Source organism: Moraxella sp. FZLJ2109 (genome assembly GCF_024296965.1).
In the GTDB taxonomy this organism is placed as follows: Bacteria; Pseudomonadota; Gammaproteobacteria; order Pseudomonadales; family Moraxellaceae; genus Moraxella.
The window spans coordinates 295,634-311,504 of the sequence record NZ_CP101112.1 but is presented as its reverse complement, the minus strand read 5'-3'; the positions used below and the strand labels follow the sequence as shown (position 1 = coordinate 311,504).

Here is a 15,871-nt window from a genome sequence, read left to right as displayed (position 1 = left end):
GTCAATATAATATCAATAACTTATTGAAAAACAACATAAAATTTTATTCCCTTAAATTTTTTAAGGATTTTTCGCAAAAAAATGTTGCAATTTTCCCAAAACTTGCTATCTTATAAATCACAAAGTGCATACTAAATATTCAAAAATAAATATTAGCGTAGCATTTTGTGATAATTATTAAAATAATATGTCTGTATGTAAAAATAAAAATAGACAGAATAATAACAAAAAGCGATGCCATCTTCTCGTTTCTTTGACTGGCTGTATAATAACCATAAAAACTAAGTTGGCATCATGTGCACTCATGGAGACGCTCATGAAAAAACTGTTGCTCACCACCGCCATCCTTGCGCTATCTACCGCAGCCGCTCATGCCACACCGACTGTCTATGGTCGCATCTCATTATCGCTAGATACTATCCATGCCGATGAGAGGGTACATCCTGATGCGCCAGATGAATACCATGTCAAAAGCACGCGCACCAAGTTGAATTCAACCACAGGTCGTATCGGTGTCAAAGGTACAGAAGACATCAGCGATGATTTGAGTGTGTTTTATCAGCTAGAGTATGGCGTGACCCCTGATTCAGGCAGTAGTACACAGTTTAACTCGCGTGATACTTTCTTAGGTGTCAAGCACAAAAAATACGGCGCATTGACCTTTGGTCGCATGACCACACCTGACATCATGCTTGAGCCATATGCCAATGTGGTATCGATGGCGGTCGATGGCGGTGATAATATCTTGGCAGCGGTCGATCGTGCGCGTCTAAACAATGTCGTGCAATATACATCACCGACTGTCAATGGTGTCACAGGCTATCTATACTATACTTTGGATGAGAATAATGTCCAAGACTGGCCACTTCGTAACAACTTATATTCAGCCACGGTAAAATATGAGCCAACAGGCAAGCCATACCGCGTGGGTGCATCGTATACAGAAGCGCCAAATCAGTTCAAGGCACTGCGTCTAGCTGCCAACTATAAAGTAACGCCAAAAACTTCAGTTGGCGCGATCTACCAAAATACCGATTTTGACTATCTGTGGGGCAAGGATGATGCGGTACAATCACGACGCATCACTAAGGTGTCGAATGCCAGCGACGAGCATTCATACACTGTCAGCGTATTACATCAGACTGACACCCCTTGGCATCTGTTCACCCAGTATGACTATGTCGATCATGCCGGTAGCTGCGAAGATGCGATGAAAGAGCGTTTGGTCGTCGGTGGCAAATACTACTTTAATAAAAGCACCATTGGTCATGTCTATGCATCGTACAAAAAAGACGAAACCGTGGCAAGCCAAACCCTATGGAACCAAGATTTCGTCAGTGTCGCTGCCAACAGCAGCCATGACAAACGCTATGGCGTCGGCGTTGGTTTACAATACTTCTTCTAAACTGATCGATTGGCTATAAAAAACCGCACTGGTTTCACCCAAAGTTTCCGCAAGCTTTGGGTGTTTTTTTGGCTAAAAGTCAGCCGATCATTGGTAAAAGTTGATGAATAAAAAGTAAGAGAAGCAATAGGAGAATAATTTTATTTTCAAAATCAATGCAGTAAAAATAATTTATCGATGAATATGCAAATTATGAGAAATTTTGATGAATTTTTTTTGGTTTTAAGTATTGCAAAATATTACAAACTTGCTATGCTATGTGCAAGGTTTTAAAAATATATTGTCTGTTTTCTATCTTGCGTGTAACTATGCGTAAAGATCGGTCGATGGATGATGTGTTTTGCCGACATGGATGGGTGTCATACCGATCCAATGGAAAAAGTGCGACTCACCATCTTGAGTCCGATCACACACAAGGAGAACAATGTGAAAAAATTAGTTTTGGCAACTGCCATCGCCGCCGCATCGATCACTGCAGCGCACGCCGCACCGACTGTTTATGGTAAAGTGTTTTTGACACTAGATACTGTCGATGCTGATCTTGACAGACTGAGTGCTGATCGCAAAACTGTCGAACGCACAGACTCTAGCACGCGTACCAAGCTGAACTCAACCACAGGCCGTATCGGTGTCAAAGGCTCGGAGCCATTGACCGCGAACACTGATGTTGTCTATCAGCTAGAATACGGCGTGCGCGTCGATGACAATGCAAGCACCACAGGTCATATCGTACCGCGTGATACTTTCATTGGTCTTGCGAACAAGCAATACGGTACAGTATTGGCAGGTCGCCAAACTTCGGTAAACAACGGCATTAACTTCGCTGATGTCTCAGCAGGCGCGGTTGATGGTGGTGATAATCTATTGTCAGCGTTGGATAAGCCACGCGTGAACAATGCCTTTACTTATTTCTCGCCAAGCTACAACGGTCTATCATTCCAAGGTATGTACGCACTGGATGAGAATGATGACAATGACAAGGTGTTTGACGGCTACTATGAAGCAGCGATCGCTTATAAGCCTGCAGAAGCGCCATTCCGTGCAGGTATTGGTTGGATGCAAGCATCTGACCGCATCAAAGCGCTGCGAGTTTCAGGTGATTATAAATTCACACCAAAAACCACATTGGGCGTACTATACCAAAACACCAAATTGGGCGAAGGCTTTGGTGGTGATGAGAAAGAAAACGCATATACCGCAAGCCTAAGATACCAAACCGAAACACCGTGGCTTGTCTATGGTCAGGTGGACTATGTGGACAATGCAGGTGGCTTTAAAGATGGTGAGCGTCAGCGCTATATCGTCGGTGGTAAATATGCCTTCAATAAAGCAGCCACAGGTCATGTCTATGCATCATATCGCGATGAAGATCGCGTCGCAGGTCAGACTGCCTTTGTTGGTGCAGGCAAGCAAAACCTTGGCGCAGCTGGCAACGCGAAATATGAAGCATTTGGCGTTGGCGCAGGTATCGATTTCAAATTCTAATCGGTACATCGACACACAAGCACCCCAAAGTCATTTTGGGGTGCTTTTTAATGAAATTAAATCACTGTGTTTATGATAAACAAAGTAACTGTATGTCATAAAACAGTAACATAAAAGCAGAAAATATGACATTTCAATGAACACTTGTCAGCCAAATGTCAAGTTTTTGCGCTCAATAAGTTGTAACAAAAATTGTAAAATTACTCAAATTTGCCAGCATTTCGCCCAAAAAATACCCAAAAATTTGTCTAATCATACCTAAGTTATGGAAAATTTACAAAAAATTTTATGATTTTTTATCCAAATAAATCATGATAAATCAACAAGTTATAAAATAATTTGTAAAAATCATCGTATCAAATGCACAAAAGGTATTGCAAAATATTTCAAACTTGGTATTCTATAGACACAATATGAAGCTTGACTATCACGGATACTTCCATAATGTTGCTGAGTGTAACAGGATGCGATGGATGGTCAAATATAACAACCCAGATGTGAAGTGATGTCCTAGACATTATCAGCATCGAATTTACAAGTAGTCTTGTAGTGGACATCGATGTCCAAAACCTAAGTGGAGAAACCCATGAAAAAACTAGTTCTAGCATCAGCTGTTGCTGCATTGTCTATCACTGCTGCTCAAGCAGCACCAACCGTTTACGGTAAAGTCGTAATGACTGCTGATGTTGTTGATACTGATGCAAACGACAGCAACCGTACTACATTGAACACTCACGGTTCTCGTATTGGTGTTAAAGGTGCAGAAGCACTAACTGCTAATACTGACCTAGTTTACCAACTAGAATATCGCGTTCGCCCAGACAGCGACAAAGAGAACAAAGAAGGTCGTAACTTCGAACCACGCGATACTTTCATCGGTGTTTCTAACAAGCAATACGGTACGCTTCTAGCTGGTCGTCTATCTGCAATCGACGATCAAATCGACTACGCTGATGTGACTGTTGGTGGTGTTGTAGGTGGTGATGACCTGCTAGTAGCAATCAATGAGCCACGCGCGAACAACGCATTTGCTTATATCTCACCAAGCTACAATGGCCTACAATTCCTAGGTATGTATGCGCTAGATGAACTAGAAGACACCCAATCAGACTTGAACAACCCAAAAACTGATGCATATGGTGTTGGTCTAAAATATGAGCCAGAAGCATACCCAGTACGCGCAGGTATCACTTACATCAGCACTGCAAACATCGCTGCTATCGATGACAAAATGTCATGGTTGCGTGTTTCTGGTGACTACAAAGTAACCCCAGCATTGACTGTTGGTGCGCTATATCAAAATACTGATCTAGCAACTGATGACAACGAAAACGGTTACACGCTAAGCGCTAAATACAAGACCCAAACTCCATGGTCTGTATATGGTCAGCTAGACTACATCGACAACGCTGGTGGTAATGCAGATGCTGAGAAGCAACGCGCTCTAGTTGGTGGTGAATACGCATTCAACAAAGCAGCAACTGGTCACATCTATACTGGCTACCTAAAAGAAGAAGTTAAAGGTCAAGAAGATCAAAACTCATTCGGCGTAGGTGCTGGTATCGAATACAACTTCTAATCTAACGAAGTTATCTCGATCAAAAAAAAGCTCATCTGAAAAGATGGGCTTTTTTATTGGGATTGGTATCAGTGTAGGTTGCGTTCTACGCACCATTAAAATACCCAATGCATCAATTCCCAAACAATCTTTGCAAAATTTATTATAAAATCAAACATCTTCGGTGAAAAGGTGTGGATACTGCACTCTACATCCCATACTGTCCATAAAAACAAAAGCCCACCAACTGGCAGGCTTTTATCATTTATCCCAAGCTTATTTATCGCGTAAAATCTGCGTACCCACACCTTCTTCGGTGAAGATCTCAAGCAAGCACGCGTGCGGTACACGACCATCGACGATGGTGGCACTGCGCAGACCTGCCTTGACAGCATCGAGTGCGCCTGCGATTTTTGGAATCATACCGCCAGAGATCGTACCATCTGCGATCAGATTATCGACATCTTCAGCAGACAGATGGGTCAGTACTTCGCCTTCTTTATTCAGCACGCCTTTGATGTTGGTCAGCAGTAGTAGGCGTTCAGCACCGAGAAACTCCGCGACACGGCTTGCCACAAGGTCGGCATTGATATTGTAGCTATGACCATTGGCATCGACACCCAGTGGCGCGATCACAGGGATGAAGTCGGTAGCGATCAGCATATCAATAACTTCTTTATTGACGGATTCGACTTCACCGACGAAGCCTAAGTCCACCGCTTGTGGACGACCTTCATCATCGATCTTTTGCATATAGAGTTTTTTGGCACGGATTAGGTTGGCATCTTTGCCTGTCATGCCGATGGCTTTACCACCGTGCTTGTTGATCAGGCTGACGATGGATTTGTTCACCTGACCGCCCAGCACCATCTCGACCACATCCATCGTGGCTTTGTCAGTGACTCGCATCCCATCGATCCGTTCAGACTCACGACCGAGCTCTGATAACAGGCTATCCACCTGTGGGCCGCCACCATGCACGACGACAGGATGGATGCCGACGGTTTTTAGTAGGACGATATCGCGCGCGAACGAGCTTTCGAGTACAGGATCGGTCATGGCATTGCCGCCGTATTTGATGACGATCAGCTTGTCCTTATATTTTTGGATATACGGCAGGGCGGTGGTGATGACTTCGGCGGTGAGTTTGGCTTCATCGAGAGTAAGTGACATGGTATTTCCTTGTTTACAAGCAGTGAAAATTATAGGCGACCTGATGAGCCGAAACCGCCAGCACCGCGTGCGCTGACATCGGTAAACTCATCGACGATCTCAAAGCTGGGGCGCGCCACAGGTACGACGACATACTGCGCCATACGCTCGGCAGGCTCAAGCACAAAATCGGTGCTGCTGCGATTCCAGACGCTGACCATCAGCTCACCTTGATAATCGGCATCGATCAGACCCACAAGATTGCCCAAGACGATGCCATGCTTATGACCTAGTCCTGAGCGCGGCAAGATCAGACCAGCGAAGTTTGGATCGGCGATATAGACCGACAGACCTGTGCCGATAAGCTTAGTTTCGCCTGCTTTGATGGTGATCGGAGCATCGATACAGGCGCGCAGATCGATGCCTGCCGAGCCGTCGGTGGCGCGAGTTGGTAGGGGGAATGCAGGATCTTGACCGATTTTTGGATTTAGGATTTTGACTTGGACGCTGTTCATGGGTTGCCTTTTTTTATGGTGAAAATCAGTTAAAGTTATCAAAAATAAGCCACAATTGCAATGGGTTTACACAATAAATTATGGTCTATAAAATTCAGACGATAAAAAAGCCCGAAAATTAATCCGAGCTTTATAAGGTCTATAAATTTGAAATAAAACTTAAGCCAAACTCACTCGTTTTCCTTGCCTTATTTCAAATTGGTTTGACCATAAATGGCTTATGCCTTACCTTCAGCATCTTCACCTTGGGCTTCTAGCTGGCTTTGTAAGAAAGCTTGTTCGAAGTTCACTGGTGCAAGCAGTAGCTGTGGGAAGCTGCCGCGGCTGACCACATCGCTGATCACTTCACGCGCGTATGGGAACAGGATATTTGGGCAGTAGGCTTGTAGCAGGTGTGGCATATCGTCTTCTGGGATATTTTTTAGAAGGAAGATGCCTGCTTGCTGTACTTCAGCGATGAATGCCACGCTGTCTTCTAGCTTGGCGGTGACGCTGACAGTTAGCACAACTTCTTTATAGTCTTCATCAAGATCGGTGACGCTTGCAGCGATGTTGATGTCGGTTTCTGGTTTCCATTGCTTGGTGAAGACATCGACGCTTGGCACTTCAAATGAAATGTCTTTGGTATAAATGCGCTCAAGACCTAGTTGCGGTTGGTTCAATTCGTCTGACATGGATTGCTCCTTAATTTGAAAAATTTGAAAAATTAGCCCAGCATTTCGTCCAGTTTGCCTTCTTGGTTCAGCTTGTTTAGCTGATCAAAACCGCCAACGAAAGTCTCACCGATGAAAATCTGTGGCACGGTGCGATAGCCATTGGTCTTAGCTGATAGGGCTTGACGCTCTTCGGTGGTCAAATCGTACATACTGATTTCGTCAAATGCCACGCCTTTATTGGTCAAAAGCTGCTTGGCATTGGTGCAGTATGGGCATACTGGGGTGGTGTAGATGGTGACTTGTGTCATAATTTACTCGTAGTTGTCTTAAAAATCCAATCGTGATACCGCTTTGATGGGGGTGATTTGACATCATTTCAAGGGCGGCTTAAGGGTAATGCAAAGTGGATTATTTTTTCTTCGCACCGACCAATGGCAATCCAGCAGCTTGATAGCCTTGGATGCCGCCTTCTAGTCGCATGAAGTTCGGGCGTGCGATCAGCTGCACCGCTGCACCTGCTTGGATGCCGATGTCGCAGACGATGATGACAGGCACTTGGATGGCTTGCAGCTCGGTTAGGCGGTTTTTAAGCTCGGTGAATGGGATGTTTTCACTGCCTGTGATATGTCCTGTGGCGAATTTGTTGGCAGGGCGGATGTCGATGATGCGCGCGTTTTGGTTATTGACCAACAGACCAACTTCGCTTGGTGGTACTTTGCGGCCGCTGCGTTTACCTTCGATGGCAAAAAAGGCGATGGCAAGTACAATTAATAGACCGAATAAAAATGGGTGATTGCCCACAAATTCAAACCAGCGTTCCAAGGATTTTCTCCATCAAAATAAAATTCAAACACTTATTATATCGTGAAATGGGGGCGATTGCACTTGTTTTGTGGCTTGTGGTGATATTATTGTTTTTGCGGTTTTAATAGCCGAAAGTGTTTTGATACAGCAGGACGGGTATTAGCTCGAGATATCTCTAGACTATAAAAAGTGGCTTTGCCTTGTTCGATGCGTGTCAATCTTTCATCTAGTAGCTAATCCAAATCAGTTTGTTGGATGTGATGATTGTTGTGCTTTTTAATGATTGAATTTGGCAAAATCTATTTCCCCGACGGCTTGACCGCTGACTGCCCGTTTTTGGCTTCATCGATCAGTAGCGTCAAGCTTTCAATGCGTCGCGGTAGTACTTCTCCTGCGTCCGCTGCCGCCCAAAATGCACAGCCTTTGGCGTTTTTTTGGTGATTGCAATCGCGAAATTGACAACTGCCAACCAGCTCATTGAGTTCATCAAACCCTGCCAAAATATCATCCGCAGACAGATGCCAGATGCCATATTCGCGAATCCCAGGGGTGTCGATGATACCGCCAGCAGCAAGGTTTTGTGGGTCATAGGCAAGTAGGCGGCTTGTGGTGGTGGTATGCTGACCTAATTGCGAGTTTACCGAGATGATGTTAGTGGCTTGCTGCGCGTCGGGCAGTAGTGCGTTAATCAGGCTGGATTTGCCCACGCCTGACTGACCTGCGAAGATGGATAATTTGCCATCAATGTGCTGTTTAAGAGCATCCAATCCTGTCTGTGTGGTGCTGGATGTGGTGATGACACTAAAGCCGTATTTCTCGCCAAGTGCTTGATATTCTTCGATAATTTGCATGGCATCGGCATGATCTGCCAAGAGATCCGCTTTATTCATCACCAGTAGCGGTGCGATGTCATTGAGCCGTGCGATCAAAAGATAGCGGTCAATCAGATTCACCGCAGGCTTGGGTAAGGGAGCAAAGACGATCGCCAAGACATCGACATTGGCCGCCACAGGTTTGACCTTATGATAGCGATCGGGGCGAGTGATGAGTGTTTTGCGGTCTAATAACTGCTCGATACGCCCAAGATTGGCGGTGGTGTCTAGGCTGAATTTCACCGTATCGCCCGTGGCAAGCATCGGCAGATTGGTGCGTGTATGACATCGCCAGATCGCCCCAAGCGTGATGGCGTCGCTTGGATGATCAGGCAAAATCTGCGGCAGCGCGGTAATCTGCACATCGAGCTGTTTGCCAAAATGCGAGATAATCACCCCAGTGGCAAGCGTGCCATCATCGACTTGGGTGAGTTGGTTTTGCTCGATTTGGCGAGCTTGGCGTTTGGTGATTTTGCGACCGCGAATCAGCGACATAAGGGATTAATTTTCCAAAAAAATAAAAGCACTGTAGCACAAAAGACTGAAGTCAGCAAGCGCGACAAGCTCAATCAATCGAACAAGTGCGTTTGACGCAGTATTATTTCAAAGTTGGCAGATTGTACAATTCATAGGCATAGATGGCAAGGCTAAGCGCAATGCCCCACATGATGAGTGCGATGATGGCATCAAGCACGCGCCAAGTGCTTGGATTTTTGAATAATGGCGTCAATAATCGCGCGCCATAACCCAAGCCAAAAAACCACACCGCCGAGACGATGAGCGCACCTGCCAAAAAAGCGATTTTTTGTTCGAAATTCAGCGTTCCTGCCACACCACCGATGATGACTACCGTGTCCAGATACACATGCGGATTGAGCAGGGTTAGGGCAAGTGTCGTGCCAATGGTAGCAACTAAACTTGCCTTGGGTGTGGTATCATCCAGTGAAGGCTACTACCGCCGCTGATCGCCGAGCGCATGGCGCGAAATCCATATACCGCCAAAAACAGCGCGCCAACCACCGCAAGCGCAATCGTCGCGATCGGGCTTTGGCTGATCAGTGAGCCAAAGCCAAGCACGCCAAAACTCATCAGCACAAAATCGCACAAAAAACAGGTCAAAGCCACCCAAAAGATGTGGTTTTTTAATAAGCCTTGCTTAAGCACAAAGGCATTTTGCGCACCGATGGCGATGATTAGACCACCTGAGACCACCAAGCCTTTGATAAATGTAGGAAAAAGCGCTGCATCTAGCATGATTTTAATCAATCCGTGTTTGTATCAATCAGCCCAAGTCATCCATCCATGCGATATTTATGAAGAAACTTGATGCGAACGGGTGCATCGCATACGCCCATGATATACTAAGTTTTGTGAATTTATAAAAACAGGATGTAGCTTGTGATAATTGACTGTAAATTTCAACCAAACATTTTTAGCATAACAAAATCGCCCCAATCAAGCGAAAGAGGCGATCAATAATGGCGGAAGCTGAGAGATTCGAACTCTCGGTGGGCTATAAACCCACGCCGGTTTTCAAGACCGGTGCATTCAACCGCTCTGCCAAGCTTCCTAAAGCGGTCTATTGTCAATTGACAATGATAAAAAAATAATGGCGGAAGCTGAGAGATTCGAACTCTCGGTGGGCTATAAACCCACGCCGGTTTTCAAGACCGGTGCATTCAACCGCTCTGCCAAGCTTCCAATGCGTCGTATTATAGCCGAATTTTTCTTAAATGCAAGCATTTTTTTATAAAATTATCACATTAAAAGAATAACTTGGGCTTGCGTCTGGGGGTGCTGATCTCTTCAATGCTGATGGCGTCAGCAGTGCGGCAGTTTTCTTGGGGGGCGAAAATATCGCGTGCCAATGCCACCATCTCATAGACGGTGCGGCGCGTGTGGATGAGATTATCCTTGGGGTGTAGCCAGCTTGGGGCGATGGCAAGCGGTGCAGGATTGGCGATGGTGGCGATACCTGCTTTGGCAAACTGGCGGCGTGCGCGTGCCATGTGATAGCGATCCGTGACCAAATAGGCAGTTTTTGGCAGTTCGTGATAATTAAGCAGCTTGGCGGTGAAGTTGGCATTTTCGCAAGTATTCATACTCGCGTTGTCGCTTAAGATCACCACATTGGCATCTTGCTCGACCAGATAATCACGCAGCCACGGCGATTCTGCGCCACTTGTGATGATGGGCATCGACTCTGTGCTGTATTGCTTGAGTGCTTGATCGGCGCGGCTTTGGCTGTAGTGATTGAGCGTGATTTTGCCTGCGCTATTGCGCGTAAGCCCACCACCAAGTACGATGATGGCGGTGGGCTTGTCATCGACTTGAGGTAGGGTGATGGCAGAATATAGGTTTAATAGTCCTGTGCCAACGGTGGCAAAAATCGGCGTCACTGTCGAAAGTGCGCCAATCGCGGTGCATAGACCTGCCACGCCTAGCCATTTGACGGCTTTTGGCAAGGGTTTATGCGTAGCTGCCATCGGCATTCACCCACACAGGCTCACGCACCAAACGAATGCCAAAACTGTCTTCAACGCTTTGAATGATAAAATCTTGTGCAGCTTTGATGTCATCTTGGGTGGCGGTCAAAGGCGCATGATTGGTCAGTACCAAAGCTTGCTTGGCGTGGGTTAAAATCGGTGCGATGCCTTTGCCTTTTAGACCTGATTCATCGATCAGCCAGCCTGCAGGGACTTTGGTCTCATCATCGCTAACAGGATAAAATGGCATGTCAGGATAGTCTTTTTGGATTTCATTAAACAGACTTGAGCGGATCACAGGATTTTGGAAAAATGAACCGCAGTTTGGCAGCTGACTAGGATCAGGTAGCTTGGCACTGCGAATGGCGATCACGGCATGATAGACATCCATCGGGCTGATGCTGTCACGATGATTTGCTTCGGCAAGCATCTGTGCCTGTGCGTGCAAATCGCCATAGCCTGTGCGAGTGCGTGTCGCATCATTGTGCAGGCGTAGGGTGATAGCGGTAATCAAATAGCGGTTTGGCTTATCCTTAAAGATACTATGGCGATAGCCAAAATGACATTCATCACGGCTTAGAGTGTGAAATTCACCTGTCGCCCATTCATAGACTTGGACGCTGTGAAGCGCATCTTCGAGCTGCACCCCATAAGCACCGATATTTTGGACTGGTGCAGCACCTGCCAATCCGGGAATCAAGGCGAGATTTTCGAGTCCATACCAGCCTTGCTGTGTGCAGTCACTGACCAGCTGATGCCAGTTTTCGCCTGCCATCACTTCAAGCAAGATATACTCATCGGACTCATCAATGATACGCTTACCCATCATGCGTGGCAAAATGACAGTGGCGTCAAGTGTGCTTGGTAGTAGCACATTACTGCCACCAGATAGCACAAACCAACGATCGCCAAGCTCAAGCTTGGGCAATGCATCAGCATCATGGATGATGATGGCGGTATCTGCCACACAGCGTAGTGCCATGGTGTTTAGATGGGATAGATCGTAGTGATGAAAAACTTGATGGCTGATAGGAGTATCTGACATGATCGCAACTTAAACATATGAATCGCTCGGGTGTATCCGCGAGCATTTTAGCCATTATAATGGCTTGCTATCTGCCTGTAAATAGTCGCCCTTAAATAATAACAAATCTCATATACGGTGTTGCCATGCGATCAAGTGCTGATCAGCCACCGATTCCAAATGCTCATACATCGCCACAAAATCAGATTCATCCCCATAATAAGGATCGGCAACGGCTTTGCCAGTTGGATCAAATAGCTGCAAGCGTGCCACCGTACGACCATCTGCAAGCTGTTCGGCTTGGGTGCGTAGTTTGCTTAAATTTGCCAAATTACTCTCATCCATCGCAAAGATGAGTTCAAACTCATAAAAGTCCGCCACGCTGATCTGTCTGGCTCTTAAGCTTGATAAATCATAGCCTAGAGACCGACCAACTTTGATACTGCGAGTGTCAGGCGGATTGCCTGTGTGGTAATTGGCGGTGCCTGCTGAATCTAGGCGTATGGGTAGGCGGGCATTGGTAATTTTGGTCGTCATCACCGCTTCAGCAGCAGGTGATCGGCAGATATTGCCAAGACAAACAAATAAAATACTGCTAGGATAAGTCATAAATCTTCTCAATCATCAATGTGAAATCTTGTGCTTGTCATGCATCTGATGTGTCTTGTGATGATGATCCCATCACCAATTCATCCACCAAAGCCGATAGCACGACTGTAGCAAATGCCCCCTTTGGCAGTTCAAAATTCAGCACCAATGATGCATCATCTGCCCAGCGCCAAGTCAATGCCCGCACCAATAGGCGTAAGGGGCGATAGCTTATTTTGGCATCAATCTTCAGTAGCCCTTGGCAAAATACCGTAAATTCATCCCGACCAAGCACGCCATCATACAGTGCGGCCGCATCAGCGGTATGCTTGGGCGTACCTGTGCCAAACAGTGGAGCGGTGGGGTGGATATCACCAGCCCCCAGGCGAGTGCGGATGTCATCATCGATATCAGCCACAAAAATCGAGCCTGTGCCATCTAGATTGAACACATCACCATCGATCGCCGTCTGCCAATTGCCATCTGCCACACGAGCATCCAGCATGGCATTGAACAGTACACTGCGAGCGGTCGAGATCAGTAGGCTATCACGATGAGCGGTTTTTTTATTTGGGCGGTAGGGCTTGGGCGTGGCTAGGATTTTTTCAAAAAACCCTTGAGCCTTTTGGATATTGCCCTGATCATTGCCAAACCGCTGTTCGCCAAAATAGTTTGGCACGCCACTGGTTTTGATTTGATTGAGTCTATCATCGATGGCGGCTTTATCGCCTGTGACAGCACGTAGGGTGATGGTGAAGTGATTGGATTTGTGCGTACCACGACCTAGCTTGCGACTGTGCCACACTTGCTCGCTGATGTGGACGGACTCGCCATCGTGCAGATGCGGCTTGATAAAGTCGGTAAATGGCACACTCGGCACCACCTTGGTCGGCAGGCGAATACTGAACCACTGATGGGTGATGGCGTGGCGGTCTTTTAGCCCTGAATAGCCGACATCTGCTGTAGGCACGCCTGCCCAGTCAGCCAGTAGTCGTACGACATAGGCGGTGTTTAGATTGATTTTGGTGATGTATAACCACAGATGTTCGCCATCGTGGGTGTGCTCGATGGCAAGCTGTTCGGTGACGATAAAGTCGGCAGGCGTGGCTTTATAAATAGCGTGGCGGATAGGACGGGTCATGGTGTCGCTCAGTAAAATATCTTCGCCACCATTGTATCACACAAACATCTTCTTCGGCAGATAGCCAATCACCATCTCATCAGGGGTAGCCGTACTATCTGCGGTGATATGCAGACGGTAGCGGTCTTTGAACGCTTGGGGTAGCACATCACTGACATTGTGAATCTCATCAATATCCACGCCATATTTATCATCGATATGCGATGTCGCTCGAGTACCTGCGATGTCAAACGCTTGATAAAATTCGCTTTGTTTGGCGATGGCGGTCGCTTGATGGATATCATCAGCCATAATCAATAATTTGTGATGATATTCTTCAAAATGATTGGGCTTGTAGCCACCAAGATTGACAAAATATAAATGTTGGGGCTGTAGTAGATAAGGTCTAAATCCCACACCATTTTCTCAATATTTTAAGCTGATTAGATGGTGTACTGTAGTTAAATCTAAACTCACATTCTTTGATAAAAAGATGGAAGTTTTTCTTGTCAATGCCATTGTATTTTCTAAGTACTCGTTTAGCTTGAGACCAGAAATTTTCAATGCCGTTGATGTGGTTGTGGTCTTTGACAAACTCTTTGGAATGATTGATGCGAAAGTGTTTAAACTCACTCACATCAAGAGCATTATAGCTTCTGTAACTATCTGTGTAAACGATGCTATCTGGCTTGATTTTGCTTGAGATGATAGGCATTAAGGTGCTTTGCTTGGTATCTTTTACCACAACAGTATAAACCTTGCCATTACGCTTCAAAAGACCAAATACAGCTGTTTTACCACCAGCGCCACGACCTCGCTTACCTTTGCGAATGCCACCGAAGTAGCTTTCATCAAGCTCTACTTCACCATCAAACAAAGTGTGAGCTTCAAGGTTGAGATTATATTCTATCACAAGTCTGATTTTGCGGTAAAATAAAGCTGCTGAATTGTGCTGAATGCCAAGCAAATCACTTGCTGTTCTAGCAGTAACTTGTGCAACAAAAAATTCAAGCAGTTTTATTTGAACTTTTTTACTTAATTTACAACGAGTTATCTTCATGTTTGTAGTATAGCATAAGTGCTAATCTACTACAGCCCCTAAATGTTTGTCGTTGGGTGGGTCATTGGGATGATCGTCTTTATTGATAATCTCAATGCGATAGCCATCAACCGCAGTAATTTTGCGATAGGCGTCCAGATGCCAAATATCTTTGATTTCTTGCCAAGCTGATTCAAAATGCGGTATCAACTCACGCACATCATCGGCGATGCCAAAGAAAATATCATGCTGTTCAATCAGCCGACCCTTTGGTGTAGCACCGATTTTTAGCATATACAGATACATGATTTGCCTTTATGTTTTAATAACCTTGTTGGTTTAGCTCACGATATGCATCACAGCCGTTTTGATTGCCATTGTCGCAGGCTTTTCCAAACCATTCTTTGGCAAGTGAGTAGCTTTGGCGGACGCCTTGACCATTATTATACATACTACCGATATTGTATTGAGCTATGGCATTGTTTTGGGCGGCGGCTTTGGCATACCAATTAAAGGCTTGTTTATAATCTTGACGCACGCCATGACCTTGGTGATACATCACGCCAAGATTACTTTGAGCATCAGCAAACCCTTGATTGGCAGCTTTGGTGTACCATTCAACCGCTTGATGATAATCTTGACGCACGCCTTCACCATTCTCATACATCACACCAAGGTTATACTGAGCAGCGGCAAACCCTTGATTAGCGGCTTTGGTGTACCACTCTACCGCTTTTTGGTAATTTTGCTGTACGCCCTGACCTTCGTAATACATCACACCAAGATTATGTTGAGCCTTGGCATGATTTTGGGCGGCGGCTTTGGTGTACCACTCTACCGCTTTTTGGTAATCTTGACGCACGCCTTGACCTTCGTAATACATCACGCCAAGATTAAATTGAGCAGCGGCATCTCCCTGATTGGCGGCTTGACTAAAATAACTAAACGCCTGACGATAACCATCATCAGTGCCAAGACTGACATAATACATGCCTTGGTCAAAGGCAGTATTCGCCATCACCGACATCGACAGCATAAGTCCCATCGCCAAACTTGCTAGCTTTTTCATCCTTTACACTCCATCAAAAGACTGATTAATAATTTATCTAGTATAACAATTTCCCCATCATTTGCCAACGAAGCCAATTTGACAAAAATTACAAAAAC

General features: G+C 45.7%; 17 protein-coding genes, 2 tRNA genes and 1 pseudogene. 3 read left to right on the top strand and 17 right to left on the bottom strand.

Going from position 1 to position 15,871, the window contains the following annotated elements:
* The first annotated feature begins 316 nt into the window (after window positions 1-316).
* From NKU06_RS01495 to NKU06_RS01485, 3 genes are all read left to right on the top strand, one after another.
* On the top strand, window positions 317-1,405 hold the full coding sequence (locus NKU06_RS01495) for a porin (protein ID WP_254731821.1): 1,089 nt from the start codon (window positions 317-319) through the stop codon (window positions 1,403-1,405).
* A 426-nt stretch (window positions 1,406-1,831) separates the two neighbouring features.
* Window positions 1,832-2,890 carry a porin gene (locus NKU06_RS01490; protein WP_254731819.1) on the top strand — a complete coding sequence of 353 codons (1,059 nt, stop codon included), beginning with the start codon at window positions 1,832-1,834 and terminating at the stop codon, window positions 2,888-2,890.
* 586 nt (window positions 2,891-3,476) lie between these two features.
* Entirely contained in the window at window positions 3,477-4,469 is a 993-nt protein-coding gene (locus NKU06_RS01485) for a porin (RefSeq protein ID WP_254731817.1), read from the top strand.
* Window positions 4,470-4,724: 255 nt separating this feature from the next.
* Here the strand turns inward: NKU06_RS01485 and argB are convergent, their stop codons facing one another.
* The 17 genes and pseudogenes from argB to NKU06_RS01395 form a co-directional block, all read right to left on the bottom strand.
* Complete coding sequence (gene argB, locus NKU06_RS01480; RefSeq protein ID WP_253224046.1) at window positions 4,725-5,621, bottom strand: acetylglutamate kinase; 897 nt, start codon at window positions 5,619-5,621, stop codon at window positions 4,725-4,727.
* A 29-nt stretch (window positions 5,622-5,650) separates the two neighbouring features.
* Window positions 5,651-6,115 (bottom strand): dUTP diphosphatase, encoded by a 465-nt coding sequence (dut, locus tag NKU06_RS01475; RefSeq protein ID WP_254731815.1) that lies wholly within the window; start codon window positions 6,113-6,115, stop codon window positions 5,651-5,653.
* 218 nt (window positions 6,116-6,333) lie between these two features.
* The gene (secB, locus tag NKU06_RS01470; RefSeq protein WP_253224044.1) at window positions 6,334-6,789 is read right to left on the bottom strand and encodes a protein-export chaperone SecB; all 456 of its coding nucleotides are present in this window, start codon (window positions 6,787-6,789) and stop codon (window positions 6,334-6,336) included.
* A 32-nt stretch (window positions 6,790-6,821) separates the two neighbouring features.
* Window positions 6,822-7,079 (bottom strand): glutaredoxin 3, encoded by a 258-nt coding sequence (gene grxC / locus NKU06_RS01465; protein ID WP_253224043.1) that lies wholly within the window; start codon window positions 7,077-7,079, stop codon window positions 6,822-6,824.
* A gap of 100 nt (window positions 7,080-7,179) precedes the next feature.
* Window positions 7,180-7,593 (bottom strand): rhodanese-like domain-containing protein, encoded by a 414-nt coding sequence (locus NKU06_RS01460; RefSeq protein ID WP_254731813.1) that lies wholly within the window; start codon window positions 7,591-7,593, stop codon window positions 7,180-7,182.
* A 281-nt stretch (window positions 7,594-7,874) separates the two neighbouring features.
* Entirely contained in the window at window positions 7,875-8,942 is a 1,068-nt protein-coding gene (gene rsgA / locus NKU06_RS01455) for a ribosome small subunit-dependent GTPase A (RefSeq protein ID WP_254731811.1), read from the bottom strand.
* Window positions 8,943-9,045: 103 nt separating this feature from the next.
* Window positions 9,046-9,701: pseudogene (locus NKU06_RS11685) on the bottom strand (LysE/ArgO family amino acid transporter).
* Between the two features lie 225 nt (window positions 9,702-9,926).
* Window positions 9,927-10,017 (bottom strand) — tRNA-Ser (locus NKU06_RS01440).
* Window positions 10,018-10,057: 40 nt separating this feature from the next.
* Window positions 10,058-10,148, bottom strand: a tRNA-Ser gene (locus NKU06_RS01435).
* Between the two features lie 62 nt (window positions 10,149-10,210).
* Window positions 10,211-10,933, bottom strand: a complete 723-nt coding sequence (locus NKU06_RS01430) for a YdcF family protein (RefSeq protein WP_254731807.1) — start codon at window positions 10,931-10,933, stop codon at window positions 10,211-10,213.
* Window positions 10,917-11,978, bottom strand: coding sequence for a UDP-N-acetylmuramate dehydrogenase (murB, locus tag NKU06_RS01425; RefSeq protein ID WP_254731805.1), 1,062 nt, complete (start codon window positions 11,976-11,978; stop codon window positions 10,917-10,919). The genes NKU06_RS01430 and murB overlap by 17 nt, the downstream gene beginning before the upstream one ends.
* 108 nt (window positions 11,979-12,086) lie before the next feature.
* The gene (locus NKU06_RS01420; RefSeq protein ID WP_254731803.1) at window positions 12,087-12,566 is read right to left on the bottom strand and encodes a low molecular weight protein-tyrosine-phosphatase; all 480 of its coding nucleotides are present in this window, start codon (window positions 12,564-12,566) and stop codon (window positions 12,087-12,089) included.
* Between the two features lie 37 nt (window positions 12,567-12,603).
* Window positions 12,604-13,686: a tRNA pseudouridine(13) synthase TruD gene (gene truD, locus NKU06_RS01415; RefSeq protein ID WP_254731801.1), complete on the bottom strand. Its 1,083-nt coding sequence runs from the start codon at window positions 13,684-13,686 to the stop codon at window positions 12,604-12,606.
* A gap of 36 nt (window positions 13,687-13,722) precedes the next feature.
* Window positions 13,723-14,082 carry a hypothetical protein gene (locus NKU06_RS01410; protein ID WP_254731799.1) on the bottom strand — a complete coding sequence of 120 codons (360 nt, stop codon included), beginning with the start codon at window positions 14,080-14,082 and terminating at the stop codon, window positions 13,723-13,725.
* On the bottom strand, window positions 14,072-14,725 hold the full coding sequence (locus tag NKU06_RS01405) for an IS1595 family transposase (protein ID WP_254728721.1): 654 nt from the start codon (window positions 14,723-14,725) through the stop codon (window positions 14,072-14,074). The genes NKU06_RS01410 and NKU06_RS01405 overlap by 11 nt, the downstream gene beginning before the upstream one ends.
* A 21-nt stretch (window positions 14,726-14,746) precedes the next feature.
* The gene (locus NKU06_RS01400) at window positions 14,747-15,010 is read right to left on the bottom strand and encodes a DUF1543 domain-containing protein (protein ID WP_254731797.1); all 264 of its coding nucleotides are present in this window, start codon (window positions 15,008-15,010) and stop codon (window positions 14,747-14,749) included.
* 16 nt (window positions 15,011-15,026) lie between these two features.
* Window positions 15,027-15,773, bottom strand: coding sequence for a tetratricopeptide repeat protein (locus NKU06_RS01395; RefSeq protein ID WP_254731795.1), 747 nt, complete (start codon window positions 15,771-15,773; stop codon window positions 15,027-15,029).
* Window positions 15,774-15,871 lie beyond the last annotated feature (98 nt).

Bases quoted from the DNA above. Each gene is read 5' to 3' on its own strand.
- NKU06_RS01495 (WP_254731821.1), top strand. From the start codon at position 317: ATGAAAAAACTGTTGCTCACCACCGCCATCCTTGCGCTATCTACCGCA.
- NKU06_RS01485 (WP_254731817.1), top strand. From the start codon at position 3,477: ATGAAAAAACTAGTTCTAGCATCAGCTGTTGCTGCATTGTCTATCACT.
- argB (WP_253224046.1), bottom strand. From the start codon at position 5,621: ATGTCACTTACTCTCGATGAAGCCAAACTCACCGCCGAAGTCATCACC.
- dut (WP_254731815.1), bottom strand. From the start codon at position 6,115: ATGAACAGCGTCCAAGTCAAAATCCTAAATCCAAAAATCGGTCAAGAT.
- secB (WP_253224044.1), bottom strand. From the start codon at position 6,789: ATGTCAGACGAATTGAACCAACCGCAACTAGGTCTTGAGCGCATTTAT.
- grxC (WP_253224043.1), bottom strand. From the start codon at position 7,079: ATGACACAAGTCACCATCTACACCACCCCAGTATGCCCATACTGCACC.
- rsgA (WP_254731811.1), bottom strand. From the start codon at position 8,942: ATGTCGCTGATTCGCGGTCGCAAAATCACCAAACGCCAAGCTCGCCAA.
- NKU06_RS01430 (WP_254731807.1), bottom strand. From the start codon at position 10,933: ATGGCAGCTACGCATAAACCCTTGCCAAAAGCCGTCAAATGGCTAGGC.
- murB (WP_254731805.1), bottom strand. From the start codon at position 11,978: ATGTCAGATACTCCTATCAGCCATCAAGTTTTTCATCACTACGATCTA.
- NKU06_RS01420 (WP_254731803.1), bottom strand. From the start codon at position 12,566: ATGACTTATCCTAGCAGTATTTTATTTGTTTGTCTTGGCAATATCTGC.
- truD (WP_254731801.1), bottom strand. From the start codon at position 13,686: ATGACCCGTCCTATCCGCCACGCTATTTATAAAGCCACGCCTGCCGAC.
- NKU06_RS01405 (WP_254728721.1), bottom strand. From the start codon at position 14,725: ATGAAGATAACTCGTTGTAAATTAAGTAAAAAAGTTCAAATAAAACTG.
- NKU06_RS01400 (WP_254731797.1), bottom strand. From the start codon at position 15,010: ATGTATCTGTATATGCTAAAAATCGGTGCTACACCAAAGGGTCGGCTG.
- NKU06_RS01395 (WP_254731795.1), bottom strand. From the start codon at position 15,773: ATGAAAAAGCTAGCAAGTTTGGCGATGGGACTTATGCTGTCGATGTCG.